A 24,624-nucleotide genomic window follows, 5' to 3' on the forward strand; every position below is an offset into this window, starting at 1 on the left:
TCATCCCTCTCCGATGCTTTCCGTTACTCGACTTCGCGGAACAGACGGCCCCAGCCCTTCAGGGCGCTGGTGTCCACGCCGGCCAGCCGCAGCGACTTCCACACCACAGTGGAGATCGTGTCGTACAGCGGGATGCCGGTCTCGGCCTCAAGCTCTTCGGCCAGGTGCGCGGCGCGCAGGTTGGTGCAGAACGTGGTGATGGCCTGCACGTTTTCACCCGCCAGATCGCGCACCATCTTGCGGATGGTGTCTTCCTCGACTTCCGCAAAGCTGTAGTTCACATGCAGTTCCAGATGGCGTTCGGCGGAGCAGTCGAAGCCGCTGCGCTGGTAGTTGGCGATGATGCGCTGCTGCACGTCGTGCAGGTAGGGCGTGGCCAGGCCGAAGCGGCGGGCACCGGTCTTTTCCAGGATCTCGTTCAGCGCCAGCACCGAGGTGGTGGCGGGGATGCCGGTGGCCTCGGTGATCTGCTTGCACAGCGCCTGGTCGCGATCGAAGCCAAGCCAGCCCGACGACGTGCCGTTCCACGCGATGACGTCCACGCGGGCATCGGCCAGCAGCCGGGCCGCGCCCAGGATCTTCTCCAGGTCGAACTGGCCCAGCGCCTGGTCACGCAGCGAAATCTCCGTCACGGTAAAGCGCGAAAAATGCGCGCTGACGTTGGGCAGGCCGCTGACCATCGCGCTGGTAATGGGTTCCAGTGCGGTGTTGGAGGAAGGCGTCAGCATGCCAAGGCGAATCTGCTTGCTCATGGTTGGTTCTCAAGAGTTGTCGGGCACCGTCTGGGCGCGATGCCTCGGGTTTGATATTGGTTTTATTGTTCTGGGTTGCCGCTGGAGGCGGGATACCTCCAGCGGTCATTGTCAGACCGGGATCTTCGTTTCGTAGTCGATGGCCGTGGACGCCAGCAGCAGGCCCACGCCGGCAGCCGCGAAGAACATCAGTGCCAGGAAGTACGAGCCGGTGTACTGCACGATCATGCCGACGATGATCGGCACGCTGATGCCGCCGACGTTGCCGCCCAGGTTCATCACGCCGCCCAGGAAACCGATCTTGTTGCGGGTGCCCAGGATCGACGGGATGCACCAGAACAGGCCGCACCAGCGCAGGAAGAACAGCGTGGACGACAGCAGGGCCACCACCACTACCGGGTTGCTCACGTAGGCCACCGAGAAGATCGAGACCGTTGCCACCACGGCGGCAATGCCGAACAGCGTGCGCATCACCACGTTGGGCCGGCCGCCGGCTTCCTTCCACTTGTCGGCAATCCAGCCGCCGATCAGTTCGCCGATAAAGCCGCAGAAAAAGATGATGAAGCTGGCGCCGCCCATGGCCTTGATGTCGAAGCCGTGCACCTTGTTCAGGTAGTTCGGCATCCAGGTCAACAGGCCGTAGAAGACGGTGTTGAAGCACATCCAGCCAATCGCCATGCACCAGACCGAGCGGTACTTGAAGAAGTCGAGCGAGCGGCCCGACAGGTTGGCCGGCTCGGCGCGGTGCTCGCTGGCGTGGGCCTCCTCGAGATAGCGGGCTTCGAGTTCATTGACGCCGTCGTGTTCGCGCGGCGAATTCCGGATGTACCACCAGGCCACGGCACCGGCGATGACGGTGCCGACGCCGGCCACCACGAAGGCCAGGCGCCACGAACCGAGCGACGAGATCAGCCACGTGATGATGATGGCGCCGAGCGCCGCGCCCAGCGGAGCACCGCCGTCGAGCAGCGTGGCGCCGCGGCCGCGTTCGTTCTGGGTCATCCAGATCGCGTTGAGCTTGCCGCCGGCCGGGTAGATCGGGGCTTCCGCGGCGCCCAGGCCCAGGCGGGTCAGCAGCAGGGCAGTGGTGCTGGTGCAGACGGCGGCCAGGGCCTGGAACGCGCCCCAGAACACGGTGGCGCAGGCAATCACGATGCGCGGCTTGTACTTGTCGGCCAGCATGCCACCCGGCACCTGCATCAGCGCGTAGGTCCAGAAGAATGCGCTCAGGATCATGCCTTGCATGGTGGGGCTGAGATCGAATTCCTTGGCAATCAGCGGCATCGCCACCGACAGCGACGCGCGGTCGATGTAGTTGATGGCGATGAGGAACAGCATCATCAGGAAGATCTTCCAGCGGACGCTGCTGCGCGTGGCCGTCATCGTGGCGGCCTGGCTAGTGGTTGACATGACGGGGGTCTCCTTGCTCCTTGGGTGCTGCGATTTCGAGGCGTTTGTGTTTGGGTGTCGCGCAACTGTGACGGAGTATAGGATACGTAATCTGTAATTACAACGCATGCAAGTTGTTGATTTATATAGATGTAGGGTAAGCACCAATCTGGGTGTGATAATCTTCGGACTGGTGCAGATTCCCTATCCTGGTGACGTTCGTGACACAAGTTCTCCCCAAAACAGCCCGCCTGCGCACACTGGGCATGTCCGCCGAAATTGCGGCACGGCTGCGCACGATGATTCAGGAGGGCGAGCTTCCGCCGGGCGTGCGTATCGACGAGAAGGCGTTTTGCGACGCTTTCGACGTGTCGAAGACGCCGTTGCGCGAGGCGCTCAAGGTGCTGGTGGCCGAAGGGCTGGTGCTGCATCGCCAGTACATCGGCTATCGCGTGGCGCCGCTCGACCTCGGCGAACTGCGCGCCACGTTCGAAACGCTGCATGGGCTGGAAGCCCACGCTGGCGACCTGGCCGCGCAACGGATCGACGACGCGGCGCTGGCAAAGATCGAACGCAAGCACCAGGCCATGATTGCCGCGCACGATTCGGGCCGTCGCACCGACTATTTCCGCATCAACCAGGAAATCCACCAGCTCATTGTCGACAGCGCCGACAACGCCGTGCTGTCGGGCATCTATGCCACGCTGATGAGCAAGGTGCATCGCGCGCGGGGCGCGGCCAACGCCGACCTGATGCGCTGGCAGGAATCGCACGAGGAGCACGAGGCCATCATGGCCGCGCTGCACGAACCGGGGCGTCCGCGCCTGGCAGGCATCCTGCGCGAGCATTCCGAGAACACGGCCAGGGAAGTGTTGCGCGTGGTGGAACTCACGCTGGCGGAGTCGGCCGAGCCGGCGGCCCGCGTGGCAAACGCGCGGCGCGGCCGCTGAGGATTCGACGGCGCCAGCGGTCTCAGCCGCGCCGGCACACGGCCGCGGCGGCCTTGTGGATGGCCTTGCGGATACGCGGGAAGGTGCCACAACGGCAGGCGATGTCGCGCATCGCCATATCGATCTGCAAGTCTGTCGGCACCGGGCAGCGGGCCAGCAGCGCCGCGGCGGCAATCAGTTGCGCACTCTGGCAGTAGCCGCACTGCACCACATCGAATTCGATCCACGCCGCGCGCAGCGCCTGCGCCACCGGGCCCTGCAGGCCTTCGATCGTGGTGATGCGCGTACCGCGCAGGTCTTTCAGCAGTAGCTGGCAGGACGGGGTGGCACGGTTGTCGAGCATTACCGTGCAGGCGCCGCACACGCCGATGCCGCATCCGAACTTGGTGCCGGTCAGGCGCTGCTCGCAGCGCAGGGCCCAGAGCAGCGGCGTGTCGGTTGCGGACTTCAGGTCTACGGTCTTGCCGTTGAGACGGACTGACACCATGGATCATTGCCCTCCGGTACGGCAGGTGCGGCCTGTAGCGGCAGCCTGCGATGGCGCTTGCCGGTCAGCGCGAACAAGGCGTTTGCCACGGCTGGCGCGACAGGCGGGGTGGCGGTTTCTCCCACGCCTTCCGGCGGTGCGTCGCTGTCCAGCACATACGTCTCGATGGCCGGGCAGGTCTGCATGTCCACCAGCGGATAGTCGCTGAAGTAGTGCTGCTGCACCTGCCCGTTGCGCAACGTGATGGCCTGCTGCAACGCGGCCGACAATCCGAACACGATGCCGCTTTCCATCTGCTGCTCCACCAGGTTCGGGTTGATGGCACGGCCGCAATCCACCACGCAGACCACCCGCGTCACGCGAAAGCCATCGCCGCCGGGGGCGCCATCACCGGTCACCTCGGCCACCTGCGCCACCACGCTGCCGAACGATTCGTGCATCGCCATGCCGCGCGCGAACACCACGTCGTCGCGGTCTTTCCATTGCGCAGGCCCGCGCCACGCCGCGCGCTCGCGCAGGGTTTCCAGCACGCGCACGTGGCGCTGGTGCGCAGGCTGCCTGAGCAGTTCGAGCCGGAACGCGAGCGGGTCCTTGCCCGCCGCCGCCGCCATTTCGTCGAGAAAGCACTCGACAAAGAACGCCTGGTGCGAATGGCCCACCGACCGCCAGTAGCCAACGGGCACGGGAAGTTCCACCCGATGGTGGCGCACCAGCAGGTTCGGGCACTCGTAGGGCTGGTCGAACGCTCCCTCGGCCATGGTGGCGTCGGGCAGCAGCCGCGTCAGGAAGCGCGGCTTGCCGAACGCGCGCGGCAGCGCCTGTTCCGCAATCGACTGGCTGGCCGAGGTGCTTTCCCATGCGATCAGCTTGCCGTCCGGGTCCAGCGCGCCACGGCAGTCGGCCATGCAGGCCGGCCGGTAGAAGTCGTGCGTCATGTCCTGCGGGCGCGACCAGATGGTCTGCACCGGGTTGGGCGATGCGTGCCGCGCGATGTCGGCCGCTTGCACGATGAAGTCGATCTCCAGCCGCCGCCCGAACGCGCCGCCCAGCAGCAACTGGTGGATCTCGACGTCGTCGGCGCTCAGGCCCAGCACGTTGGCTACCGCCTTGCGCGCGGCCATCGGCACCTGCGTGGACACCCATACCTGGGCCTTGCGGCCCTCCACCTGCACCGTGCAGTTGACCGGCTCCAGCGCGCCGTGGGCCAGGTACGGCACCTCGTAGCGCATCTCCAGCATCTTGCCGCGCTTCAGCGCTGCCGGGGCATCGCCGACGTGGTAGAACGCATGGCCGCCATCGCTGCCTTCCAGCGCACGGGTCAGTGCTGCATGCACGTCGTCGGTGTTCAGGCCGGCGGCGGGTCCGTGGTCCCATTCGACCGGCAGCTCGCACAGCGCGCGCATGGCAATGAATGGATTCTCGGCGATGACGGCCACGCCGCCCGTGCCGCCATGGTAGGCATCGACCGGATAGAACCCCTTCACACCGATCTTGTGCATCACCTTGCTGGTATCGAACTTGCGCATGGTGCCGCCCAGGGTCGGGCACATCAGTACGCTCGCGTAGAGCAGGTGATCGGGCAGCGCGTCGATGCCGAAGCGCGCGGTGCCATCGAGCTTGGACTTCGCTTCGATGCGGCCCAGGCGCTTGCCGATCAGCGTGAACGTCTTCGGGTCCTTGAGCGCGGGATGGGCGGGGTGGGGCAACTCGCGGGCATCGGCCGCCAGTTCGCCGAAACTGGCCGAGCGCCCCGATGCCGCGTGGAATACGCGTCCGGACCGGGCCTGGCACTGCTCAGCCGGTACGTCCCATCGGCGTGCGGCGGCGCCGCACAGCATGGCCCGCGCGGACGCGCCCGCTTCGCGCATTGGCTGCCACAGGTCGGCGATGCTGGTCGAACCGCCGGTCACCATCGACCCAAGCAGACGTGCGCCGCGCCGGGCCAGGTATTCGCTGATATGCGCCAGCGCGCCATCGTCGTCGGGCCGGAACGGCAGGCTGCGCGGCAGGTTCTCGTGGTTGATGTAGAGCGGATCGACGGCGGACTGCGCCACGCGCACCTGCGACCAGTCGGCGTCGAGTTCCTCGGCCAGCAGCATCGCGGCACCGGTATGCACGCCCTGGCCCATCTCGGCCTTGCTCATGACGATGGTCACGCGGTTGTCGGCATCGATCACGACCCAGCCGTTCAGCCGTGCATCGCCAGTCGTGGCGGGGGGCGGCAGCGCTGTGTCGAGACGGTCCTCGGGCCGAAGCAATGTCCATCCCACCACCAGGGCGCCCGCCGCCGCACCGCCGAGTAGAAAGGTTCTGCGAGTCAGCATGACATGGCCCCCGGTCGCCCCTGGTCGCAATGGCAATCGCAATCGCACGCGCGCAAGCCCGATTCGATTGCTGCCGCGATCACCTATATTAGTCAATGTCGCCCGCCATCGCGAGGCGGCGCTGGCATGTCTAGGCCTAAAGGCCAAGGCGCGCCCGGCAGAAATAAAAGCGATGGAATTCGGATTGAAATCCGATGGAAGCGCGTGCCCTGACGGATGCGGGCGCGCCGCCAGTTGTCCGGGGGAGGTGCGCGATGCCTGTCGAAGCCATGCATGCCTGGGTGCTGCGATTGTCGACCCCATGGAAACAGGCACTGCTGCGGCACGGCCTGGACCTTGCCACGGTGCAGTCGGCGGACGAGACCGCCGCCATCCTCGAACGTCCCTTGCCGATCGACTGGTCGGACCCGCGCGTGGCCGAACTGAGCCGTGCCACGCAGCGCGCCGTGGAACCCGGCGACCCGGCGCGCAGCCTGCTCTATCACATGCTGGCGCTGGCCGAGTGCCCGGCGCTGGATGCGGGTGTGGAGCTGGCCGACCTGGACCTGCTTGAGAACTACATCTATTCCCGCGCCCCGCTGCCCGACGACTGGGCATCGCTCGATATCGCGGTGCTGGCCTGCCAGTACCGGCCGGCACGTCGCACCGGACACCAGCAGCATGCCGACCTGGTGTTCTCTCGGCTCGGCATTGCGCGCAATGGCGACACCGAGCCGAGCTACGACCCGCGCACGCGCAGCCATGTGCCTACAGTGGCGGGGCACCCCGAGCATGTACGCGTGCAGCCCGCGCACTACGCGGCGTTCCTGGTGCGCAGGGCGCGCGGCGCCGGCGCTCTGAGCCTGATCGAAGGCGAGCGCGAGGGCGACGCGGAGCGCGAATTCCTGGTGCCCGTACGCAAGCTGTTTGCCAGCGGCTGCGTGCCCGGGGCGGACCTGGCGCTGGAATTTGGTCACCATCATGTGGGTGACAAGCTGCGGCGCGCCGTGCAGGCGCGCTGGGGCGTGAAGCCCGAACCCAGGGCCGTGCTGGCCGATCCGCCGTATTCGCAATCGTGGTGCTTTCCGGATGCCGCGCCGGGCCCTTCGCAGTTGCCCGGGTCTACGGCGCCGCCAATTGCGCTGGTGCGCAAGGGCGATTCGGTGTGGCTGATGCCGGGTGCGTTGCCGCTGATCGAGCCGCTGACGCCCGAGCATTTCAAGGTGCGGGGGTTCCGGGTGCCGGCGCAATGGCGCGTGGTGCCGGTGGTCAACCGCCGGTTCACAACCCAGCGCATTTTCTCGGACCTGTTCAAGCTGTTCCTGGAAGGCATCAACGCGTTGCGCGAGCGCTATGTCCCGCATTTCGCGCCGGCCTTCCTGCGCTATCCGGAGCCTCGCAACGCGCCCGAGTACATCAATATCCGTCATCGCTGGCACGACGCCGACGCTGCCTATCGCGACATGTGCGCGGAGCCGGCGGATCGCGACCGGTTCCTGGCCGACGTCAAGCAGGGTGGCTATCACGCGCAGCTGTTCCTGGATCACTGCGCGGAAGGGGTGGTCAGCGTGCGCGTGGCGCAATGGCCCGGCCGGCACGTGTTTCCGGCCTATTCCGTGGTGGCCGCGCCGGACTTCTATCCCTATGCCGACCAGGCGGAGCTGCAGCGCTGGTTCAGCGAGCAGAAGATCGATCCGAAGTCGCAGTTTCGCAGCGGGTCGCCGCTGTCGCTCAGTGCCGAGCGGCTGGCGGCCAACCCGATGCACCTTGACCCGTTCAGCGCGGCGCGCGCGTTTCCGCCCGGCGAGACCACCATGCCGGTGTCGTTCAGCCTGGCGCCGCGCGGCCAGGCGCCCGAGGCCGACGGCGCGCACGTGCCGCGCATGGTGTCGTTCCTGTCCGACGCGTCGTCGAGCGTGTTCGCGCCGGGCTGGGACGTGACCTATGCCGGCGGATGGGGCGGCATCTACCTTGCCACATTCGGCCTGGGCAGCCCGTTTGCGGAGGACATCAAGCTGTGCGCGGCATCGAACAGCTTCTGGCCCGCGTTGAGCCCGGACGCGTCGCGCACTTTCAATCGCGCCGACGCGCCCACCGCGCTGCCGATGCTCGACGATGAACTGGGCTACCACCCGGCACACCCGCTGGCCGCTGGCGCGGCGGCCCGGCCCGGCTGGGACGGCGAGTACGGCCCTTACCTGACGCCCGCAGGCGAGGTCGACTATGCCGACATCCAGCGTTCGGACTACGTTGCCAACGCATTGCGCGGGCAGATGCTGTTTGGCGCGTTCGAGCATGTCGATTCCGCCGAACTGATCCGCCGGATTGGCGCGCTGCGTCACGCGGTGGCGGCGTGCGACAACGGCGAGGTGCCGTCGCACACGCGCTTGTGGCTGGTTTCGGCGCGCCGGCTTGATGCGGCCCCGGGGAGTGTCCACGACGTCGCCTATCGTTTCGTGTTCGTGCTGCCCGCCGATGCCAGCGCCGTGCCGCGCCAGCATGCGCCCGGGCGGTTGCGGGTGCCCTATGCCGAGGCGCTGCAGTGCGATGCCACCCCGGCAGGGCTGATTGGCGCGGTGCGGCGCCGCGCGCCCGGGCCGGAAGCGCTGGCGTTGTACTGACCGATCATGAGCGCCCGTGGCGTACTGGTGGTCGGCGATGGCCCCGCAGGTTGTGCGGCGGCCATCGCGGCAGCCAGGGCAGGGTGCCCGGTAACGATGGTGGGCAGCGGCCGTACCCGCGCGGTGCCCGAATGCGCGTCGCCGGCGGCGTTACGGCTGCTGGCGTCTGTCGCGCCCGGGTTGGTGACCCAGGCCGACATCTGGCTTGACCACGCTGGGCCCGCCCCCGCCTTTCATGCACAACGAGGCCGCGCCGTGGATCGCGCCCGGCTCGATAGCGGGCTGCGCGACGCGGCGGTGCGCGCCGGGGTCGACTACCGAGCGTTGCCGGCGGCCAGGCTGCAGCCGCGTATCGATGACGGTCGCCTGGTGGGCGTGGAGGGTTTGGGGGGTGTGGAGGGCTCGCTGGGCACGCCGGGCCATGGCCCCGATTCTGGCGCCAGTGGCGCTCACCTCGTGATCGACGCCACCGGCGTCAACGGGTGGCTGCGTCGCAGCCTGGGCCTGGCCGAAGGGATCGACTCGCGGCCATGGTGGTTGCAGCGCGGCTTTGGCGCACTGGATTCGGGGCAGGCGGGGCATTCCGGTTCGCAGTTCGTCATTGGCGCCAATGGATGGCTATGGCGGCACGCGACCCCGCAAGGCTGCATCTGGACGGCGCTCTGCGGCACACGCGAAGCCCCGGTGGCATGGCCCACTGGCATGCGGCCCGTAGGCAGGGTCTGGCGCGAGTGCCGCCGCTGGCGGCATCTGCGTCAGGCAGCGGGCGCGGGCTTCTTCGTCTGTGGCGATGCGGCCGGCTACCTCGATCCGGCTTCGGGCGATGGGCTGCGCTTTGCGCTGGAGTCCGGCGCCCGCGCCGGCGCGCTGGCGGCCGGCGTGGTGCGCTGGCCGCAGCGAAGCAGCCTGGCGGCGGCGCTATACGCGGACTGGGCGTTGCAGACCTACAAGGCCGGCCGTGCCGCGCTGTCCGATGTCTACGCACGCGCGAATCTGCCCGTGCGATAGGCAGGCCGGCGCCGGGGTGGCGCGTGCGCCGCGTGGGGCTTCGGTCCCATTGCCCACCCTGGGCCCATGCACTACAAAACCATAACCCGCAACGCGGGTGCCGTGTGTCGGCATCGTCGGCATGCACAACAAGTCAACGACATGGCAACAAGGGGGAAGCAGATGAATCCGAACAAGGCGCTATGGGAAAAGGGCGACTTCACGCGACTGGCGGCGACCATGCGCGAGAGCGGCGACGAACTGGTGGAACGCCTGGGCGTCACGCCGGGGATGAAGGTGCTGGATCTCGGTTGCGGTGACGGCACCACCGCACTGCCGGAGGCAAAGCGTGGGGCCGATGTCCTGGGCGTCGACATCGCCAGCAACCTGGTGGCCGCCGGCAACCGGCGCGCGCAGGAGGCGGGCCTCGGGAACCTGCGCTTTCAGGAGGGCGATGCCTGCGCGTTGACCGACCTGCCCGACCATACCTTCGACCTGGTCGTCAGCATGTTCGGCGCCATGTTCGCGCCCAGACCGGCGGATGTGGCCAGCGAGATGGTGCGCGTGACCCGCCCGGGCGGGCGCATCGTGATGGGCAACTGGATTCCGAACGATCCGACGCTGGTCGCGCAGGTGCTGAAGATCAGCATGAGCTATTCCCCGCCACCGCCGGAAGGCTTTATCAGTCCCATGCTGTGGGGCCACGAAATCATCGTGACCGAGCGCTTTGGCGCGGCGGGCGTGCCGCCGGAGAACATTGGCTTTGACAGGGACACCTACGTCTTCCGGTATGCGGGAAAGCCGTCTGACTTCCTGGCGACCTTTCGCGACTACTACGGCCCGACCATGAACGCGTTTGCCGCCGCCGAGGCGAACGGCAAGCGCGACGGCCTGCAGCGCGAGCTGGAGGCGCTGTTCGATGCGCAGAACCAGAGCGGCAAGCCCGATATCACCGAGATTCCGGCAACGTTCCTGCGCGTGACGGTGATCACGCCGCCGTGATGGGAACGCGTGGCAGGTGGCGGCCGATGCACGCGCGCGTAAATACCGCGCATGAATGTCGGCCGCAAGCCTCGTAAATGACAGTTGCAAAACGGAACACTTTGTCAGGTACCTCGACGCTACAGTGACCTTTCCCAAGTCTGTAGGCTTTTCTGGAGGTACACGAATGAAGCAACATCTGGCGAAATCCCTGTTGATGGCAGGCGCACTGATCGCGTCGTACCCGCTGCTCGCGCAGCAGGTGGCCCCCGCCCAGCAGGCCCAGCCGATGCCCGCCACCCAGGCCGCTCCTGTCGCCCCTGCCGCGTCCGCCGGCTACGCCCCCGCGGCTTCCGCAGGCTACGCCCCATCCTCCGCAACTTCCGCCCCTGCCGCGCCGGTTGACGTCGCGCAGCAGCAGCCGGCCGCCAATCCCTACGCACAGGGTTCGATGGAAACCGTGCAGATGGGCGTGCCGCCCGCGCCGGGCACCGCGACCATGGCGCCTGCGCCTGCCGCCGTCGACCCCGCCAGCATGAGCCTTCCGCCCGACGCCCTCGGCAGTCGCCTGGGCCGGCGCAACATCTACCTTGATGGCGCCTGATCCGGCGAACAGCTGATTCCGTAGCAGTCGGCGTCCGGCGCGCCCGTGCATGCGCCGCACAAATGCTGTGCGGCGCATGGCGTTGAACAGGTCACCCGCGCAAACCTAGACTGGCACCTCATTTCGTCGAGGAACCTGTCATGACCCTGAACCTGTTGCGTTGCTTCCGTGTGGCCACCGTGAGCCTGTCGCTCGCGGCATCCGCCAGCGGCGCCGTCCACGCGGCGCAAGACAATCCGCATCCGGGCATCCGTGCGATGCTGGGTGCCAAGCCCGTAGAGCATCTCGATCCCCGCACGACGGCACTGGTCATCATCGATTTCCAGAAGGAGTATTTTTCCGGCCGGATGCCGATTCCCGATGGCCAGCGTGCCATGGACAACGCGCAGCGCCTGCTTGCGTTTGCCGATCGCCATCACATCCCGGTCTTCCAGATCCAGCATGTGGCACCGGCCGGCGCGGCCGTGTTTGCCGTGGATGGCGAGACGGTGGGATTTCAGCCAGGCATGGTGCCACGCCAGCAGGACGTGGTGCTGCGCAAGGAAACCGTGAGCGTGTTTGCCAGCACGGACCTGGACCACCGGCTCAAGGCGATGGGCGTGAAGACCGTCGTGGTGGCGGGGCTGATGACCCATGCGTGCGTGGCTGGCGCCGCCCGCGACGCGGTGCCGCTTGGCTATCACGTTGTGGTAGCATCCGACGCCTCGGCCACGCGCGATATCACGCGCGCCGATGGCCGTACGATCGGCAAGGACGCGCTGCACGAAGCCGCGCTTGCGGAGATCGAAGACACCTTCGGCGATGTGATGACCACCGCGGCCATCACGCATCTGCCGCTGCGCTGATACTGTCGAAACGCCCCGCCGGGGCGTTTTCCGCTTTTGGGGACGGCATTTCCATGGACCAGCTGATTGCCATGCGCGTCTTTCGCGCCATCGTCGAGGCCCAGGGATTTTCGGCAGCGGCGGAGCGGCTCGATCTGTCGCACTCCACGGTGTCGCGCCAGCTCAAGCAGCTTGAAGCCAGCATGGGTGTGCAGCTGCTGAATCGCAACACGCGTCGCTTTGCGCTGACGGAAGCGGGCGAACGCTACCACCGCCACTGCACCGACATCCTGGCACGCATCGATGCCATGAACGCGGCGATGACGGGGGAGGGCGCGCAGCTGTCAGGACCGCTGCGCGTGACGATGCCGCTGGCGATTGGCACGCTCGAACTGCAGGACTGGCTACCCGCGTTCCGCGCGCGCTATCCCGAGATCCGGCTCGAACTGTCGTGCAGCGACCAGTTCGTCGACCTGGTAGCCGAGCGATTCGATGTGGCGCTGCGCATCAGCAGCGCGCCGCTGGCCGACAGCAGCCTGATGGCGAAGCGGCTGGCCGGGTCCGATACTGTCCTGGTGGCATCCCCCGCCTATCTGGCAACGCATGGCCTGCCGGTCAACGCCAGCGATCTGGCCCACCACCAGTTGCTGGCATTCGCGGCAGCGCCCGATATCTGGCAACTGACCGATACGGCGGGCCGCACCGAACGCGTGACCGTGCGCGGCGCGCTGGCTGCCAATGCGATTACCGCGCTGTACGCGGCGGCGCTGGCCGGCGCGGGCATCGCGGCGTTCACCGAGCGCACGGCGCGCAGCGAACTGGCACGCGGCGGCCTGGTGCGTGTGCTGCCTCAGTATCACGCGGGCGCCAGCCACTACTACGCGCTCTATCCCCAGACCCGGCACCTGGCACCCCGGGCACGGGCCTTCATCGATTTCATGGCGGCGCACTACGCGCCACAGTGATGCGCGAGACGCTCCAGCGCACTTCGACGCGCGATGCATCGGTCCGGTGCATGCCTGTCGTCGATGCCGTGGCGCGCGTGAAAAACCTGCCTCGTGCGCATCGAACGCCTACAGTAGTGAAAGTCCCGGCGCCGGAAGCGGCGTGGGCACGGTCTTTGCGCGATACGGCCAGAGCTGGCCCACCACCATCATGCAAGAGCTTGCCTTTCGCACCCTGCTGTATCGGTACTTCTTTTTCGACTGGATGTTCAAGGACGCCAGCCGGGGCGACCTGATCGCGCGTACTGCAGCCTGGCGTTTCAACCAGTCGCGCGCGCACTGGCTGCTGACCTATATGCGGCGCTGGCTGTGGTGCGGCGTGCTGTTGTACGGGCTGGGTGGAGCCGTCGAAGTACTGATGCGCGCGCCCGCGCTATCGGCCTGCTTCTATGTGCCGGGCGCGCTCAGCGTCCCGGTGAATATCGTCATCGGCGTGATGTGGCTTGGACTCAAGGCGTGTCCCGGCCCGGTACGCACGCCATCTCACTGACTGTTTCAAGCCTGCAACGCCCCGGGCGGGAATCGCGCGTGCGGATGGCCCCCGCGCCCCGCCAGGCTGCGTGGATCGGCCAGTGGCTCGCTCCTTGCATGGACGCGAGGTTGCTCACTCTTCCCGGCGTGTCGCCTGCAAGGTGTACGCGTCCCTGTTCCCGTCTCTCAGGCCGGTGTGCCCGCGCGCACCTGCCGGGTCACGCTCCGAAGCCATGAGCCGCCGTCAGTGCGCTGACGACGCTGTCCCATCCTGTCGGAGAGTTGCCATGACCCGATATATCGTGCTCGCAAGCTTTACAGACCAGGGCGTACGTACTGTCAAGGACACCACCAAACGCGCGGCAGCTGTGCGCGAAATGGCGCCGCAATTCGGCGTAAAGGTGAATGACGTGTTCTGGACGCTCGGAAAATATGACGTGATCCTGACGCTGGAAGCGCAGGACGACGCCTCCGTGACCGCCTTCGGACTGTCGATCGGCTCGCAGGGTAATGTTCACACGCAGACGCTGCGCGCCTTTACCGAAGACGAGATGAAGGCGATCCTCGGCAAGATGCGCTGAACGGCGCTTTCCACGCCGCCGCGCGTCATGCCTGCGAACGGATCGACTTGCGCGGCGGCCCCGACGCCTGGCTGGCATCGCCTTCGTCGCCGGTGCCAAGCGTCCGCCCCGGCGGCGCAGACACCCCCGTCAGGTCACGTCCCGCCACCAGTGACGGCGTGACGGATTGCACTGCACTTGCGGTTTCGTCCTGCGCCGCCCACGCGGCAATGCCGGCCGCCAGCACGGCTGCCACACCCAGGATCCCTGCCCAGTTGACTTGCTTCATGATGCGCTCCATGGTTCAAAAACTACGACTAAGTGAGTCGTAGTAATGCTAGTCGTCAGGCGCGGCTGATGCAAGCGGGCGCGCGAATGCCCTGACATCTGGTCGGGTCATTGAAAAACATCTTGCAGATTTCAAACTACGACTCATAGAATCGTAGTTAGCCAGGCGCCGGGTGTCAGCACATTGGTAGCCGCCGGACTGGCCGTCGAACACCGTGGAACGGAATAAGGGCGTTGCCCAGGAGTCTGAAGATGTCGAAACGTATTCTTGTGATTGGCGCCGGCTTTGCCGGCATGTGGAGTGCACTGGCGGCCGCCCGCCTGCTTGACCAGGTGGGCCGTACCGACGTGGAGATCGCGCTGGTGGCTCCCGCGCCGGAACTGCACGTGCGGCCGCGTCTCTACGAGCAGAACCCTGCTGGCATGAAGGCGCCGCTGCAGGAGATCTTCAAGGCGGTTGGCGTGCGTTTTGTGCAGGGTGTGGTGGAACGCATCGATGTGGAGGGCCGGCAGGTGCACGTACAGGGTGTGGGCGCAGGGACGTCCGACCAGATCCTTGGCTACGACCGTCTGGTGCTGGCGGCCGGCAGCCGGCTGTTCCGCCCGCAGATCCCGGGGCTGGATACCCACGCATTCAACGTCGACCAGATTGCCGATGCGGCGAAGCTGGAGGCGCATATCGCGGCGCTGGCGCAGCGCCCGGCCAGCGCGGCGCGCAATACGGTGGTGGTGGCGGGCGGTGGCTTCACCGGCATCGAGACCGCTACAGAGATGCCCGCGCGGCTGCGCGAAGTCTTTGGTGAAGATGCCGATGTGCGCGTCATCGTGGTGGAGCGCAATAGCGACATTGGCCCGGATCTGGGCGCCGGCCCACGCCCCGTCATCACACAGGCGCTGGGTGAACTCGGTGTGACGTGGAAGCTCGGTTCGGGCGTGGCGGCGGTGGACGCGGAAGGCGTCACGCTGGAAAGCGGCGAGCGCATTGACGCTGCCACCGTCATCTGGACGGCCGGCGCACGCGCCAGCGCGCTGACCGCGCAGATTCCCGCCGAGCGCGACAGCTTTGGCCGGCTCCACGTGGACAGCCATTTGCGCGTCAAGGGCGTCGATACGGTCTACGCCACCGGCGATGTCGCCTATGCCGCCGTGGACGACGCGGGCAACTTCGCCATGATGTCGTGCCAGCACGCGATGAACCTGGGCCGTTCGGCAGGGCACAACGTGGCGGCCGACCTGCTGGGCCAGGCGCAGATTCCGTATAGCCAGCCGAAATACGTGACCTGTCTGGACCTGGGCCCGTGGGGCGCGGTCTATACCGAGGGCTGGGATCGTCAGGTCAAGCTGACAGGCGCGGAAGCCAAGGCGCTGAAGACGAAGATCAACACCGAGTGGATCTATCCGCCCAGCGCGAACCGCGCCGAAGCGCTGGCGTCGGCCGACCCGCTTCGCATTGTCGTGGCGTAGGTCTTCGGGTAATGCGTGGCGCCGCGAGTGCCACGCCATGGAAGAAGGAAGGGCGATCAACATGATCGCCCTTTGCCTTTTGTCGCCGTTTGTTGCCGCTTGTTGCCGCTTGTTGCCGCGGACTGCCGCCGGTGTTCAGCCGCGCTTGCGCCCCCTGGCCGGTGCGGCATCTTCCTTGTCGCCGCGCCGGTTGGCCGCACGGTCGGTGAGCCAATGCACCACTTGCGGCCCGAAACCGGCAGGTGCCTTGTCGACCGTACGCTGCGCCAGGTCGGCCAGGGTCTGCTGCTTGAGTTCGTTTCGCATGGCCCGCTCGGCCGTCTGCATCACGGCGTGGATCGAACACACGCCGCGCGTGGCCCAGGCCGGCGGCGCATCCTCGAACACCGCGCAGCGGCTGCGGATCTCGCGGCAGTCGAACAGCGGCTTGTCGCCGTCGATGGCGACGACCACGTCGTGCACCGAGATCCGCTCGGCCGGCCGTGCCAGCCGAAAGCCGCCCCGGATACCCTCGGTGGCCACCACAAGCTCGGCCCTTGCCAGCTTGGTGAACAGCTTGGCAACGTAGTCCACGGGAATGCCCTGCAGTTCGGCCAGGTCACGGACGCTGGCTTCCTGCACGGCGGCATGGGAGCGGGTCAGGTAGAGCAGGCAGTGCAGGCCGTACTCGACCCCGGTGCTGATAAACGACATGATGGTTTCGCCAGACGAATCTTAACTCAGATAGGTTGTATCGCAGTTGAGAGCCTATACAAATCCGGGCCCGTCCGCAAGGCTCGCCGGTGGCGTGCGGATGCCATGTGATGCACTGGCTAGGCGTTTACCCCCGCATCGCCAACGGCACCGTGTAAGAACCGGGTAAGGGGCGCGCATTACCTTGTCACCATGCCATGTGGGAGACACCCGTGTGGCACACGCAAATAAATGCAGCAAAGACGTGCAGCAGATGCGCAGGAGACAAGGATGCAAGAGGATCTGATCGAGAAACTGAAGGCCAGCCGGCAGTATCAGGAGCTGGTGCGACGGCGCGGCCGGCTGGGCTGGCTGCTGACGGCCGTGATGCTGGTGGTCTACTACGGCTACGTGCTGCTGATCGCCTTCGACAAGGAACTGCTGGCGACCCGCATGAGCCAGGGCGTGATGACCTGGGGCATGCCGATCGGGCTGTTCGTGATTCTCTTTACCGTCGTGATTACCGGGCTGTACGTGCGCCATGCCAACCGCGTCTATGACGACCTGACCGACCGCATCAAGCAGGAGGTGGCATGAAAACCCGTCACGCATTCGGCGCCGCCCTTGGCGCGGCCATGCTGCTGTCCGCCAACGCGTTCGCGGCCGGTGGCGACCTGGGCCAGGCAGTGAAGCAGCCCACCAACTGGACCGCCATCGGCATGTTCGTGGTGTTCGTCATCGGCACGCTGTTCATCACCAAATGGGCAGCCAAGAAGACCAAGTCGGCGGCCACGTTCTATACCGGCGGCGGCATCACGGGCTTCCAGAACGGTCTGGCGATTGCCGGCGACTTCATGTCGGCGGCGTCGTTCCTGGGTATTTCGGCGGCGGTCTACACCAATGGCTATGACGGCCTGATCTATTCGATCGGCTTCCTGGTCGGGTGGCCGATCATCACGTTCCTGCTGGCCGAACGGCTGCGCAACCTGGGCCGCTTCACCTTTGCCGATGTGGCCGCGTACCGCTTCAAGCAGGCGCCGATCCGTGCCTTCGCGGCGTCGGGCACGCTGGTGGTGGTGGCCTTCTACCTGATCGCCCAGATGGTTGGCGCGGGCCAGCTCATCAAGCTGCTGTTCGGGCTGGAATACTGGGTGGCCGTGGTCATCGTGGGCGCGCTGATGATGATCTACGTGCTGTTCGGCGGCATGACCGCCACCACGTGGGTGCAGATCATCAAGGCCTGCCTGCTGCTGGGCGGCGCGTCGTTCATGGCCTTCATGGTGCTGGCCCAGTATCACTTCAGCCCCGAGCAGCTGTTCGCCAAGGCCGTGGAAGTGCATGCGAAGAAAGACTCGATCATGGCCCCGGGCAACTTCATCAAGGACCCCATCTCGGCCATCTCGTTCGGCATCGCGCTGATGTTCGGTACCGCCGGGCTGCCGCACATCCTGATGCGCTTCTTCACCGTGCCGAACGCCAAGGAAGCCCGCAAGTCGGTGTTCTGGGCCACCACCTGGATCGGCTACTTCTACATCCTCACGTTCATCATCGGCTTTGGCGCCATCGTGCTGGTGAGCACCAACGCCAGCTTCCAGGATGGCAGCGGCAAGCTGCTGGGTGGCGTGAACATGGCGGCCGTTCACCTGGCCAGCGCCGTGGGTGGCAACGTATTCCTGGGCTTTATCTCGGCGGTGGCATTCGCGACCATCCTGGCGGTGGTGGCGGGCCTGACGCTGGCCGGTGCATCGGCCGTGTCGCATGACCTCTACCAGACGGTCTTCAAGCACGGCAAGGCCACCAGCGCCGAGGAACTGCGCGTGTCGAAGTTCACGACGATTGTGCTGGGCATCATCGCCGTGGTGCTGGGCATCGTGTTCGAGAAGCAGAACATCGCGTTCATGGTGTCGCTGGCGTTTGCCGTGGCGGCGTCGGCCAACTTCCCGGTGCTGTTCCTGTCGGTGTTGTGGAAGGGCTGCACCACGCGTGGTGCGATGGTGGGCGGCTTCCTGGGGCTGGTGTCGGCGGTGGTGCTGACCGTGCTGTCGCAGGCGGTCTGGGTCGACGTGTTCCACTTCAAGAGCGCGCCGTTCCCCTATACGTCGCCGGCGCTGTTCTCGATGACGATCGGCTTCTTTGGCATCTGGCTGTTCTCGGTGACCGACAAGTCGCGCCGTTCCCTGCTGGACAAGGCCGGGTTCGAGGCGCAGGAGCTGCGCTCGGAGACGGGCATCGGCGCAGGCGAAGCGACCGCGCACTGAGTTTCGCGCAAAGAGAAAACGGCCCCCTGTGAACCAGGGGGCCGTTTTCTTTTGTGTGGCGTATTGCGGGGGTGAGGCGGGGTGTCGTGAGGGCGCCGTCAGGACTGCGGCTGCGGCGTACTCGAAAAGCCCATGCGCTTGTGCGATCCGTCGCAGAAGGGCTTGGTGCCGGAGTGGCCGCATCGGCACAGCCACACCTGATCGCCTTCGAAAACGAAGGCTGCGCCGGCCGGGGTCACGATCCGGACTGGCCCCTTGATGCGCAGGGGGCCGTTGTCCTGCACGGTGACGGTGACAAGGGTGGTGTCGTCCATGTCGCCCTCCAGGTGAAAAGGCGGGGCCCAGTCGACGTGGGCGGGCCCGATTCCCCCGGTCACTCTACTCCGTTCGGTGACGGACGGCAGGCCGCTCAGGCGTTGGCGACGACCTGGATCTGCAGCGTGTCGCCGCCGTTGGCGATAGCCAGCAGGCGGTCGACATTCGGATGGGCGCCCGGGCGGTTGCGCGCATCGGCGGTGTGTTCCGCAAAGACGGCCAGGCCATGCTCGGCGGCCTGGGCGTCGAGCTTGCCGAATGCCTGCCGCAGGTAGTGGTACACGGCCAGCGAGCCTTGCTTGCCCTGCACGTTCTCGATGCTGGCGACCACGGCGCCCTTGGTGTCGACCAGGTCGATGCGGGCGATACCGTCGATGGCGGGCAGTTGGGCGAGGTTGTCCTTGAATACCGGGCTCGGCTGGATCATGAAGTGCTCCGTTGGGTCTGGAATGCAAAAACGGACGGTGCCGTAATGGCGACCGTCCGTTCCTGTTTGTGCGTTGGTAGGCTCGATTGGACTCGAACCAACGACCCCCACCATGTCAAGGTGGTGCTCTAACCAGCTGAGCTACGAGCCTAGCGAAGGCGCGAATTCTATAGACGACTTTCGCAAAGTGCAAGCATTTCTTTTGCGCAGGATTGCTCGGCGCGCCAGCGTCGGTGCCGGCAGGGCCGCTGCGGCGGTGCCCGACATGCTCACAGCCAGCCAGCATCCCGGCAGAAGGGCGCAACTTTCAATGCGTTGACGGGGTTTCATGTCGTGTTCTCCCGGGATCTGCGGGCCGGGGTGACCCATTGGGCTCAAGTTTCGGTTGCCGCGTCCGTCATCCGGAATAGGTCAGTCCGATAACCCGCGGCGCAGGCAGGCGACAGACCGTCAGAAAGAGCAGTGGGCAATGATCCGCGCCGTTCCGAACGGAGACATGAAATGAAGAAGCATCCGTCGATCCGGGGCTCGTTGAGCCTGCTGGTCGCGTTCTTTGGCGTGGCGCTGCTGATTGGCGCCGCCGTGGGCCTGTATTCGATCCACGCCGGCAACGAGGCACTGAAGCAGACCTATACGGTCGATACGCCCGCCGTGGCCGACCTCGAAGCCAGTGCCGGCCAGTTGCTGCGGCTGCGGCTGGCGCTGGCCACCTATGCCTCGCTGGCCGAGCTTAACGACCAGGAAGGCGCCAACGCGGTGCTCAAGCGCTTCGACCAGTACCTGAAGAATGCCAACGAGCGTATCGATCATTACCTGGCAGTGACCGGCCAGGGCGACGCCGAGCAGCAGCGCCTGGTCAAGGACATGCAGGACAAGCGCGCAAAATTCCTAAGCGAAGGCGTGGAGCCGGCCCTGGCGGCGCTGAAGGCCGGCGACCGCCAGACCTTCCTGCAGCAACAGGCGCACAAGCTGCCACCGCTCTACAGCGGCTATGAAAAGGCCATGCTGGCACTGGAAAAACTCCAGGTCACCTATGGCGAGCAGCGCTACAACGCCGCGCAATCGCGCTTCAGGCTGGTAGTGGGGGCCGTGATCGTGGGCCTGGCCGGTGCGCTGGTGCTGGGGCTGTTCGTGCGCTGGCTGATGATCCGCGCCATCGTCGCGCCGGTGGATGCCGCCGTGGCGCAGTTCCAGCGCATTGCCGGCGGAGACCTGACGGGGCGCGTGGAGGTGGCGAAGAGCCGCGAGATGGCCCGGCTCACCGGCGCGCTGCAGCAGATGCAGGCGTCGCTGATCGAAACCGTTGGTACCGTACGTGCCGGCACCGACGCCATCGGTACCGGGGTCGGCGAGATTTCGAGTGGCAACACCGACCTGTCGCAGCGCACCGAGGAACAGGCCGCGTCGCTGGAGCAGACGGCGGCCAGCATGGAGCAACTGACGTCCACCGTGAAGCAGACCGCCGAGAACGCCAGGCAGGCCAGTCAGCTGGCGCACGGTGCATCGGGCCTGGCCGCTCAGGGCGGCGAACTGACGCAGCAGGTGGTGGACACCATGCAGCATATCGTTTCCGATTCGCAGAAGATTGGCGATATCGTCGGTGTTATCGAGAGCATTGCGTTCCAGACCAACATCCTGGCCCTCAACGCGGCCGTGGAAGCGGCACGCGCGGGCGAGCAGGGACGTGGCTTTGCCGTGGTGGCGTCGGAGGTCCGGTCGCTGGCACAGCGCAGCGCGGGCGCCGCCAAGGAAATCAAGGGACTGATCGAACTGTCGGCCAACCGCGTGGAATCGGGCGCGGGGCTGGTGGAGCGCTCGGGTGCGACGATGGGCGAGATCGTGACGGCCATCGCACGTGTCAGCGACATCATGAACGAGATCGCCGCGGCGGCGGCCGAGCAGAGTAGCGGTATCGACCAGGTGAACGTGGCCGTGACGCAGATGGACGAGGTGACGCAGCAGAACGCCGCGCTGGTGGAGCAGGCCGCCGCCGCCGCCGGTGCACTGGAAGAGCAGGCCCAGCGGCTGGCGGCGTCGGTGGCGGTGTTCCGGCTGCAGGCGGCGTAGGGGGAGTGTGGTTGCTCCCCCCTCCCGCGCGCGGGGGAGGGGAGCAGGGACCGCTCAATGCGCGGTGGTCAGCGTTGCGCGCACCGCCTTCACATTGCGCTCGGTGACGGGCGCGGCGCGGTTGTTCCAGCCCTGGCGCAGGAACGTGGCCAGTTCGGCGACCTCGGCATCGTTCATGCGATGCGCAAAGCCTGGCATGACCAGCACCGATGGTGCTTTGGCCGTGGACGGCGTGGCGGCGCCGGCCAGGATCACGTTGACCAGCGCGGCGGGGCTGTCGGCGTTGATCACGGTGGCGCCGTCAAGCTGCGGGAACACGCGCGTGGCACCCTTGCCCGTGACGAAGTGGCAGGCCGCGCAGTTGTCCAGGTAGAGCCGTTCGCCCAGCGTCAGGTCCTTGGCGGCCGTCAGCTTGCGGATGGTGGTCATGCCGCCTTGCGGCTTCACGGTCGGCGACTTGCCCGGCACGGGCGGCAGGCTCTTCAGGTAGGCGGCAATCGCGTCCAGGTCGATCGTGCGCATATGCGATGTGCTGTGCGCCACCACCTGCGTCATCTCGCCCGCCACGGCGGCCGTGCGGTTACGGCCGGTCAGCAGGTAGTCGACGATGTCCTGGTTGGTCCAGTGCGGCATGCCGCGCAGCGACGGCACTGGCCAGCCATTCAGGTCGCCGCCGGCCAGGTACTGTGCGTCGGCACTGGAATCCGCCTTTTCGTTCATGGCGACGCCGCGCGGCGTATGGCAGCTGCTGCAGTGGCCCAGGCCTTCCACCAGATAGGCCCCCAGCCGGACCTGGTCGTTCCACTTCGGCTGCGGCTGGAACGGCTTGTCCGAGGTAAACACCAGGTTCCAGGCCGCCATGCCCCATCGCAGGTTGAATGGAAAGTCCATGCTGGTCTGCGGCGGCTGCACGTTGCTGGGCTTCACGCCATTCATGAAGAACGCGTAGAGCGCGTGGATGTCCGCATCCGCGACCCTGGCGTAGTTCGGATACGGCATGGCCGGGTACAGGTGCGTGCCATCGGCACGTACGCCACGGCGCACCGCGTCGGCGAACTGCTTCTCGGTATAGCCGCCGATGCCGCGCTGCCTGTCCGGCGTGATGTTGGTCGAGTAGATGATGCCGTGGCCGCTGTCGATCGGCAGGCCGCCGCTGTACTCGGGCTTGCCCGGCGCGCTGTGGCAGGCCATGCAGTCGCCCACGCGGGCCAGGTAGGCGCCGCGCTGGATCAGCGCCGGGTCCGTGGCCGCCTGCGCGGCAGACGCCGCGGCCGTGCCGAAGGTGGCGGCAATGAGGAATGACTTGAGGATGTTCATTGTCGTCGTACTCAGGCTTGTACCAGGGGCCCCGGGTTCTTGAGGTACTGCTTCTTGATGGCATCGGCGGCCATCAGCGTGATGGCGCCGATGGTGGCCGTCGGGTTGGCCTGGAAGTTCTGCGGGAACGCGTTGCCGCCGGGCACGAACACGTTGTGCACATCCCACGACTGCAGGTAGCGGTTCAGCGCCGAATCGCGCGGCGACGCGCCCATGATCGCGCCGCCCACGTTGTGGGTGGACACGTACTTGGTGATGTCCCAGTGCGAATCCAGCGCCAGGAAACTCTCCGACATCGCGTCGGGCTTCAGCTCCTTCGAGATGTTGAGCACGATGTCGCGCAGGTAGCGCTGCAGCTTCAGCTCGTTCTGGCGCCAGTCGAACGTCATGCGCAGCAGCGGCTGGCCCCACGGATCGCGGTAGTTCGGATCGAGGTCAAGGTAGTGGCCGCGGTACGACATGCAGGTGGTCGTGATGCTGATCTTCATCGAGCGGCCGTACCAGTCCACCATGGCTTCCTTCCAGCCCTTGCCCCATGCGGGCGTGCCGGGCGGCAGCGACGTGCCGATGGGCGCGCCGGTGGCCTGCGAGCTGTGGATCTTGGCGCCGCCGATGAAGCCCAGCGACGGACCATCGAAATTGCCCGGGGAGATGTCGTTGAACATCTCGCCAGTGGCGCCGGCCGTGGCAAACGGATTGAAGTGCTTGTCCTTGAAGAACAGCGTGGCGCCGCCGTTGCTCAGGAATGCGTAGTTGCGGCCGACCGTGCCTGTTTCGGACACCGGGTCATAGGGTTTGCCGATGCCGGACAACAGCATCAGGCGCACGTTGGCGAACTGGAAGCTCGACAGCACGACGATCTTCGCCGGCTGGAAGACTTCCTTGCCGTGCTCGTCGATATAGGTCACGCCGCGCGCGGTCTTGCGGTCGGCGTGCAGGTCTACACGGATCACGTTGGCGTTCACGCGATACGAGAAGTTCGGCATGCGCTTGACCACATCGAGGATGGTGGTCTGCGGCGACGCCTTCGAGTAGTTCAGGCAGGGGTACTTGCTGCAGTAGCCGCAGTAGTTGCACGGGGCGAGCTGGGCGCCGTACGGATTGGTCCATGCCTGCGACACGTTGGCCGACGGGTTCGGGAACGGGTGGTAGCCCAGCTTGCGGGCCGCGCCGGAGAACATCGAGCAGTTCAGCGTGTCCTGCAGCGCGGGAAGCGGATACGGATTCGAACGCGGGCCTTCGAACGGGTCGCCACCGGGCTGCACGTGGCCGCGCAGGTTGCCCGTGGTGCCGGACAGGCCGCAGACCTTTTCGAAGAAGTCGTAGTACGGCTCGATCTCGTCCCAGGTGAACGGAAAGTCCTTGACGCGCATCTCGGGGTCGAGCGTGCCGCGCTTGTAGGCCTGGTCCGCGTACGTCTTGAGCTTGATGTCGGTCGGGGTGGGGCGGATCAGCACGCCGGTCCAGTGCAGGCCCGAGCCGCCCACGCCGGTGCCGGGCGCGAAGGCGCCCCACTTGCGCGTGGGCAGCGCGGCCTGGTCGCGGTTGTAGCGCACGGTCAGTGCGGCGTCGCGCGGCGTGGCGAACACCTTGTTGCGCGTGGCGTACGCGTACTGGTCGGCGGGCTTGGGGTAGGCGAAGTCCTCGGGCGGACGGTCGGGGCCGCGTTCGAGCGCACGGACCTTCAGGCCGGCCTGGGCCAGTTCGATCGCCATCAGCGATCCGGCCCAGCCAAGGCCGACGATGACGACGTCAACGTCGTCGTTGGTGATGTGGGGCATGAATTGTTCTGGTTCTGGTCGCACGACGCCGCCACGCGCAGCGCGTGCGGGGTCAGGCGTGAAAAATCGGATGCAGTGAAGCGGAAATCGGGTAGTCAGCGG

23 protein-coding genes and 1 tRNA gene are annotated in these 24,624 nt (G+C 66.5%); 13 read left to right on the plus strand and 11 right to left on the minus strand.

Annotated features, from left to right (window positions below; translation table 11 throughout):
• Positions 1–23: 23 nt before the first annotated feature.
• A complete protein-coding gene (locus ACOABP_RS26395; protein WP_474228659.1) occupies positions 24–752 on the minus strand; it encodes a maleate cis-trans isomerase family protein in 729 nt (242 codons plus the stop codon).
• 111 nt (positions 753–863) lie between these two features.
• The gene (locus tag ACOABP_RS26400) at positions 864–2,162 is read right to left on the minus strand and encodes an MFS transporter (RefSeq protein WP_474228661.1); all 1,299 of its coding nucleotides are present in this window, start codon (positions 2,160–2,162) and stop codon (positions 864–866) included.
• Positions 2,163–2,407: 245 nt separating this feature from the next.
• Here ACOABP_RS26400 and ACOABP_RS26405 point away from each other — a divergent pair, with 245 nt between their 5' ends.
• Entirely contained in the window at positions 2,408–3,091 is a 684-nt protein-coding gene (locus tag ACOABP_RS26405; protein WP_474228663.1) for a GntR family transcriptional regulator, read from the plus strand.
• A gap of 22 nt (positions 3,092–3,113) precedes the next feature.
• Here the strand turns inward: ACOABP_RS26405 and ACOABP_RS26410 are convergent, their stop codons facing one another.
• Both ACOABP_RS26410 and ACOABP_RS26415 read right to left on the minus strand, forming a co-directional pair.
• Positions 3,114–3,578 (minus strand): (2Fe-2S)-binding protein, encoded by a 465-nt coding sequence (locus ACOABP_RS26410; protein WP_474228664.1) that lies wholly within the window; start codon positions 3,576–3,578, stop codon positions 3,114–3,116.
• Positions 3,545–5,902 carry a xanthine dehydrogenase family protein molybdopterin-binding subunit gene (locus ACOABP_RS26415; RefSeq protein WP_474228665.1) on the minus strand — a complete coding sequence of 786 codons (2,358 nt, stop codon included), beginning with the start codon at positions 5,900–5,902 and terminating at the stop codon, positions 3,545–3,547. The genes ACOABP_RS26410 and ACOABP_RS26415 overlap by 34 nt, the downstream gene beginning before the upstream one ends.
• A gap of 254 nt (positions 5,903–6,156) precedes the next feature.
• On the opposite strand from ACOABP_RS26415, the gene ACOABP_RS26420 reads away from it, so the two are divergent.
• From ACOABP_RS26420 to ACOABP_RS26455, 8 genes are all read left to right on the plus strand, one after another.
• Positions 6,157–8,502: a hypothetical protein gene (locus ACOABP_RS26420; protein WP_474228666.1), complete on the plus strand. Its 2,346-nt coding sequence runs from the start codon at positions 6,157–6,159 to the stop codon at positions 8,500–8,502.
• 6 nt (positions 8,503–8,508) lie between these two features.
• Positions 8,509–9,510 carry an NAD(P)/FAD-dependent oxidoreductase gene (locus tag ACOABP_RS26425; RefSeq protein ID WP_474228667.1) on the plus strand — a complete coding sequence of 334 codons (1,002 nt, stop codon included), beginning with the start codon at positions 8,509–8,511 and terminating at the stop codon, positions 9,508–9,510.
• 162 nt (positions 9,511–9,672) lie between these two features.
• Positions 9,673–10,491 carry a class I SAM-dependent methyltransferase gene (locus tag ACOABP_RS26430; RefSeq protein WP_474228669.1) on the plus strand — a complete coding sequence of 273 codons (819 nt, stop codon included), beginning with the start codon at positions 9,673–9,675 and terminating at the stop codon, positions 10,489–10,491.
• 166 nt (positions 10,492–10,657) lie between these two features.
• Positions 10,658–11,074 carry a hypothetical protein gene (locus ACOABP_RS26435; RefSeq protein WP_474228670.1) on the plus strand — a complete coding sequence of 139 codons (417 nt, stop codon included), beginning with the start codon at positions 10,658–10,660 and terminating at the stop codon, positions 11,072–11,074.
• 140 nt (positions 11,075–11,214) lie between these two features.
• Complete coding sequence (locus tag ACOABP_RS26440; RefSeq protein ID WP_474228671.1) at positions 11,215–11,919, plus strand: cysteine hydrolase family protein; 705 nt, start codon at positions 11,215–11,217, stop codon at positions 11,917–11,919.
• Positions 11,920–11,972: 53 nt separating this feature from the next.
• The gene (locus ACOABP_RS26445) at positions 11,973–12,863 is read left to right on the plus strand and encodes a LysR family transcriptional regulator (protein WP_474228672.1); all 891 of its coding nucleotides are present in this window, start codon (positions 11,973–11,975) and stop codon (positions 12,861–12,863) included.
• A 190-nt stretch (positions 12,864–13,053) separates the two neighbouring features.
• Positions 13,054–13,392, plus strand: a complete 339-nt coding sequence (locus ACOABP_RS26450) for a hypothetical protein (protein WP_474230563.1) — start codon at positions 13,054–13,056, stop codon at positions 13,390–13,392.
• A gap of 268 nt (positions 13,393–13,660) precedes the next feature.
• Positions 13,661–13,954, plus strand: a complete 294-nt coding sequence (locus tag ACOABP_RS26455) for a GYD domain-containing protein (protein ID WP_066741640.1) — start codon at positions 13,661–13,663, stop codon at positions 13,952–13,954.
• Positions 13,955–13,979: 25 nt separating this feature from the next.
• Here the strand turns inward: ACOABP_RS26455 and ACOABP_RS26460 are convergent, their stop codons facing one another.
• Positions 13,980–14,222, minus strand: coding sequence for a hypothetical protein (locus ACOABP_RS26460; protein ID WP_474228673.1), 243 nt, complete (start codon positions 14,220–14,222; stop codon positions 13,980–13,982).
• A gap of 251 nt (positions 14,223–14,473) precedes the next feature.
• On the opposite strand from ACOABP_RS26460, the gene ACOABP_RS26465 reads away from it, so the two are divergent.
• Entirely contained in the window at positions 14,474–15,685 is a 1,212-nt protein-coding gene (locus tag ACOABP_RS26465; protein WP_474228674.1) for an NAD(P)/FAD-dependent oxidoreductase, read from the plus strand.
• Positions 15,686–15,820: 135 nt separating this feature from the next.
• On the opposite strand, the gene ACOABP_RS26470 is transcribed toward ACOABP_RS26465, so the two are convergent.
• A complete protein-coding gene (locus ACOABP_RS26470; RefSeq protein WP_474228675.1) occupies positions 15,821–16,378 on the minus strand; it encodes an RrF2 family transcriptional regulator in 558 nt (185 codons plus the stop codon).
• 270 nt (positions 16,379–16,648) lie between these two features.
• Between ACOABP_RS26470 and ACOABP_RS26475 the strand changes: the two genes are divergently transcribed.
• Positions 16,649–16,954, plus strand: a complete 306-nt coding sequence (locus ACOABP_RS26475) for a DUF485 domain-containing protein (protein ID WP_474228676.1) — start codon at positions 16,649–16,651, stop codon at positions 16,952–16,954.
• The gene (locus ACOABP_RS26480; protein WP_474228677.1) at positions 16,951–18,615 is read left to right on the plus strand and encodes a cation acetate symporter; all 1,665 of its coding nucleotides are present in this window, start codon (positions 16,951–16,953) and stop codon (positions 18,613–18,615) included. Before ACOABP_RS26475 ends, ACOABP_RS26480 begins: the two co-directional genes overlap by 4 nt.
• A gap of 98 nt (positions 18,616–18,713) precedes the next feature.
• Here ACOABP_RS26480 and ACOABP_RS26485 read toward each other — a convergent pair whose 3' ends face one another.
• From ACOABP_RS26485 to ACOABP_RS26495, 3 genes are all read right to left on the minus strand, one after another.
• Positions 18,714–18,929 (minus strand): CDGSH iron-sulfur domain-containing protein, encoded by a 216-nt coding sequence (locus ACOABP_RS26485; RefSeq protein WP_474228678.1) that lies wholly within the window; start codon positions 18,927–18,929, stop codon positions 18,714–18,716.
• A gap of 95 nt (positions 18,930–19,024) precedes the next feature.
• The gene (locus tag ACOABP_RS26490) at positions 19,025–19,357 is read right to left on the minus strand and encodes a DUF2322 family protein (protein WP_474228680.1); all 333 of its coding nucleotides are present in this window, start codon (positions 19,355–19,357) and stop codon (positions 19,025–19,027) included.
• A 74-nt stretch (positions 19,358–19,431) separates the two neighbouring features.
• Positions 19,432–19,508: transfer RNA gene (locus ACOABP_RS26495), tRNA-Val, on the minus strand.
• A gap of 350 nt (positions 19,509–19,858) precedes the next feature.
• On the opposite strand from ACOABP_RS26495, the gene ACOABP_RS26500 reads away from it, so the two are divergent.
• The gene (locus ACOABP_RS26500; RefSeq protein ID WP_474228681.1) at positions 19,859–21,424 is read left to right on the plus strand and encodes a methyl-accepting chemotaxis protein; all 1,566 of its coding nucleotides are present in this window, start codon (positions 19,859–19,861) and stop codon (positions 21,422–21,424) included.
• Positions 21,425–21,478: 54 nt separating this feature from the next.
• On the opposite strand, the gene ACOABP_RS26505 is transcribed toward ACOABP_RS26500, so the two are convergent.
• Together ACOABP_RS26505 and ACOABP_RS26510 are read right to left on the minus strand one after the other, a co-directional pair.
• Entirely contained in the window at positions 21,479–22,741 is a 1,263-nt protein-coding gene (locus ACOABP_RS26505; RefSeq protein WP_474228682.1) for a c-type cytochrome, read from the minus strand.
• A gap of 11 nt (positions 22,742–22,752) precedes the next feature.
• Entirely contained in the window at positions 22,753–24,522 is a 1,770-nt protein-coding gene (locus ACOABP_RS26510; RefSeq protein ID WP_474228683.1) for a GMC family oxidoreductase, read from the minus strand.
• Between the last annotated feature and the right edge of the window lie 102 nt (positions 24,523–24,624).

The sequence above is a fragment of the Cupriavidus sp. HE11 genome (assembly GCF_056097175.1).

Excerpts from the sequence above, each read along its gene's own strand:
- ACOABP_RS26485 (WP_474228678.1), bottom strand. The coding sequence starts at position 18,929 with ATGGACGACACCACCCTTGTCACCGTCACCGTGCAGGACAACGGCCCC.
- ACOABP_RS26435 (WP_474228670.1), top strand. The coding sequence starts at position 10,658 with ATGAAGCAACATCTGGCGAAATCCCTGTTGATGGCAGGCGCACTGATC.
- ACOABP_RS26425 (WP_474228667.1), top strand. The coding sequence starts at position 8,509 with ATGAGCGCCCGTGGCGTACTGGTGGTCGGCGATGGCCCCGCAGGTTGT.
- ACOABP_RS26475 (WP_474228676.1), top strand. The coding sequence starts at position 16,649 with ATGCAAGAGGATCTGATCGAGAAACTGAAGGCCAGCCGGCAGTATCAG.
- ACOABP_RS26480 (WP_474228677.1), top strand. The coding sequence starts at position 16,951 with ATGAAAACCCGTCACGCATTCGGCGCCGCCCTTGGCGCGGCCATGCTG.
- ACOABP_RS26460 (WP_474228673.1), bottom strand. The coding sequence starts at position 14,222 with ATGAAGCAAGTCAACTGGGCAGGGATCCTGGGTGTGGCAGCCGTGCTG.
- ACOABP_RS26415 (WP_474228665.1), bottom strand. The coding sequence starts at position 5,902 with ATGCTGACTCGCAGAACCTTTCTACTCGGCGGTGCGGCGGCGGGCGCC.
- ACOABP_RS26465 (WP_474228674.1), top strand. The coding sequence starts at position 14,474 with ATGTCGAAACGTATTCTTGTGATTGGCGCCGGCTTTGCCGGCATGTGG.
- ACOABP_RS26400 (WP_474228661.1), bottom strand. The coding sequence starts at position 2,162 with ATGTCAACCACTAGCCAGGCCGCCACGATGACGGCCACGCGCAGCAGC.
- ACOABP_RS26440 (WP_474228671.1), top strand. The coding sequence starts at position 11,215 with ATGACCCTGAACCTGTTGCGTTGCTTCCGTGTGGCCACCGTGAGCCTG.
- ACOABP_RS26445 (WP_474228672.1), top strand. The coding sequence starts at position 11,973 with ATGGACCAGCTGATTGCCATGCGCGTCTTTCGCGCCATCGTCGAGGCC.
- ACOABP_RS26490 (WP_474228680.1), bottom strand. The coding sequence starts at position 19,357 with ATGATCCAGCCGAGCCCGGTATTCAAGGACAACCTCGCCCAACTGCCC.
- ACOABP_RS26500 (WP_474228681.1), top strand. The coding sequence starts at position 19,859 with ATGAAGAAGCATCCGTCGATCCGGGGCTCGTTGAGCCTGCTGGTCGCG.
- ACOABP_RS26410 (WP_474228664.1), bottom strand. The coding sequence starts at position 3,578 with ATGGTGTCAGTCCGTCTCAACGGCAAGACCGTAGACCTGAAGTCCGCA.
- ACOABP_RS26510 (WP_474228683.1), bottom strand. The coding sequence starts at position 24,522 with ATGCCCCACATCACCAACGACGACGTTGACGTCGTCATCGTCGGCCTT.
- ACOABP_RS26450 (WP_474230563.1), top strand. The coding sequence starts at position 13,054 with ATGCAAGAGCTTGCCTTTCGCACCCTGCTGTATCGGTACTTCTTTTTC.
- ACOABP_RS26455 (WP_066741640.1), top strand. The coding sequence starts at position 13,661 with ATGACCCGATATATCGTGCTCGCAAGCTTTACAGACCAGGGCGTACGT.
- ACOABP_RS26505 (WP_474228682.1), bottom strand. The coding sequence starts at position 22,741 with ATGAACATCCTCAAGTCATTCCTCATTGCCGCCACCTTCGGCACGGCC.
- ACOABP_RS26430 (WP_474228669.1), top strand. The coding sequence starts at position 9,673 with ATGAATCCGAACAAGGCGCTATGGGAAAAGGGCGACTTCACGCGACTG.
- ACOABP_RS26395 (WP_474228659.1), bottom strand. The coding sequence starts at position 752 with ATGAGCAAGCAGATTCGCCTTGGCATGCTGACGCCTTCCTCCAACACC.
- ACOABP_RS26470 (WP_474228675.1), bottom strand. The coding sequence starts at position 16,378 with ATGTCGTTTATCAGCACCGGGGTCGAGTACGGCCTGCACTGCCTGCTC.
- ACOABP_RS26420 (WP_474228666.1), top strand. The coding sequence starts at position 6,157 with ATGCCTGTCGAAGCCATGCATGCCTGGGTGCTGCGATTGTCGACCCCA.
- ACOABP_RS26405 (WP_474228663.1), top strand. The coding sequence starts at position 2,408 with ATGTCCGCCGAAATTGCGGCACGGCTGCGCACGATGATTCAGGAGGGC.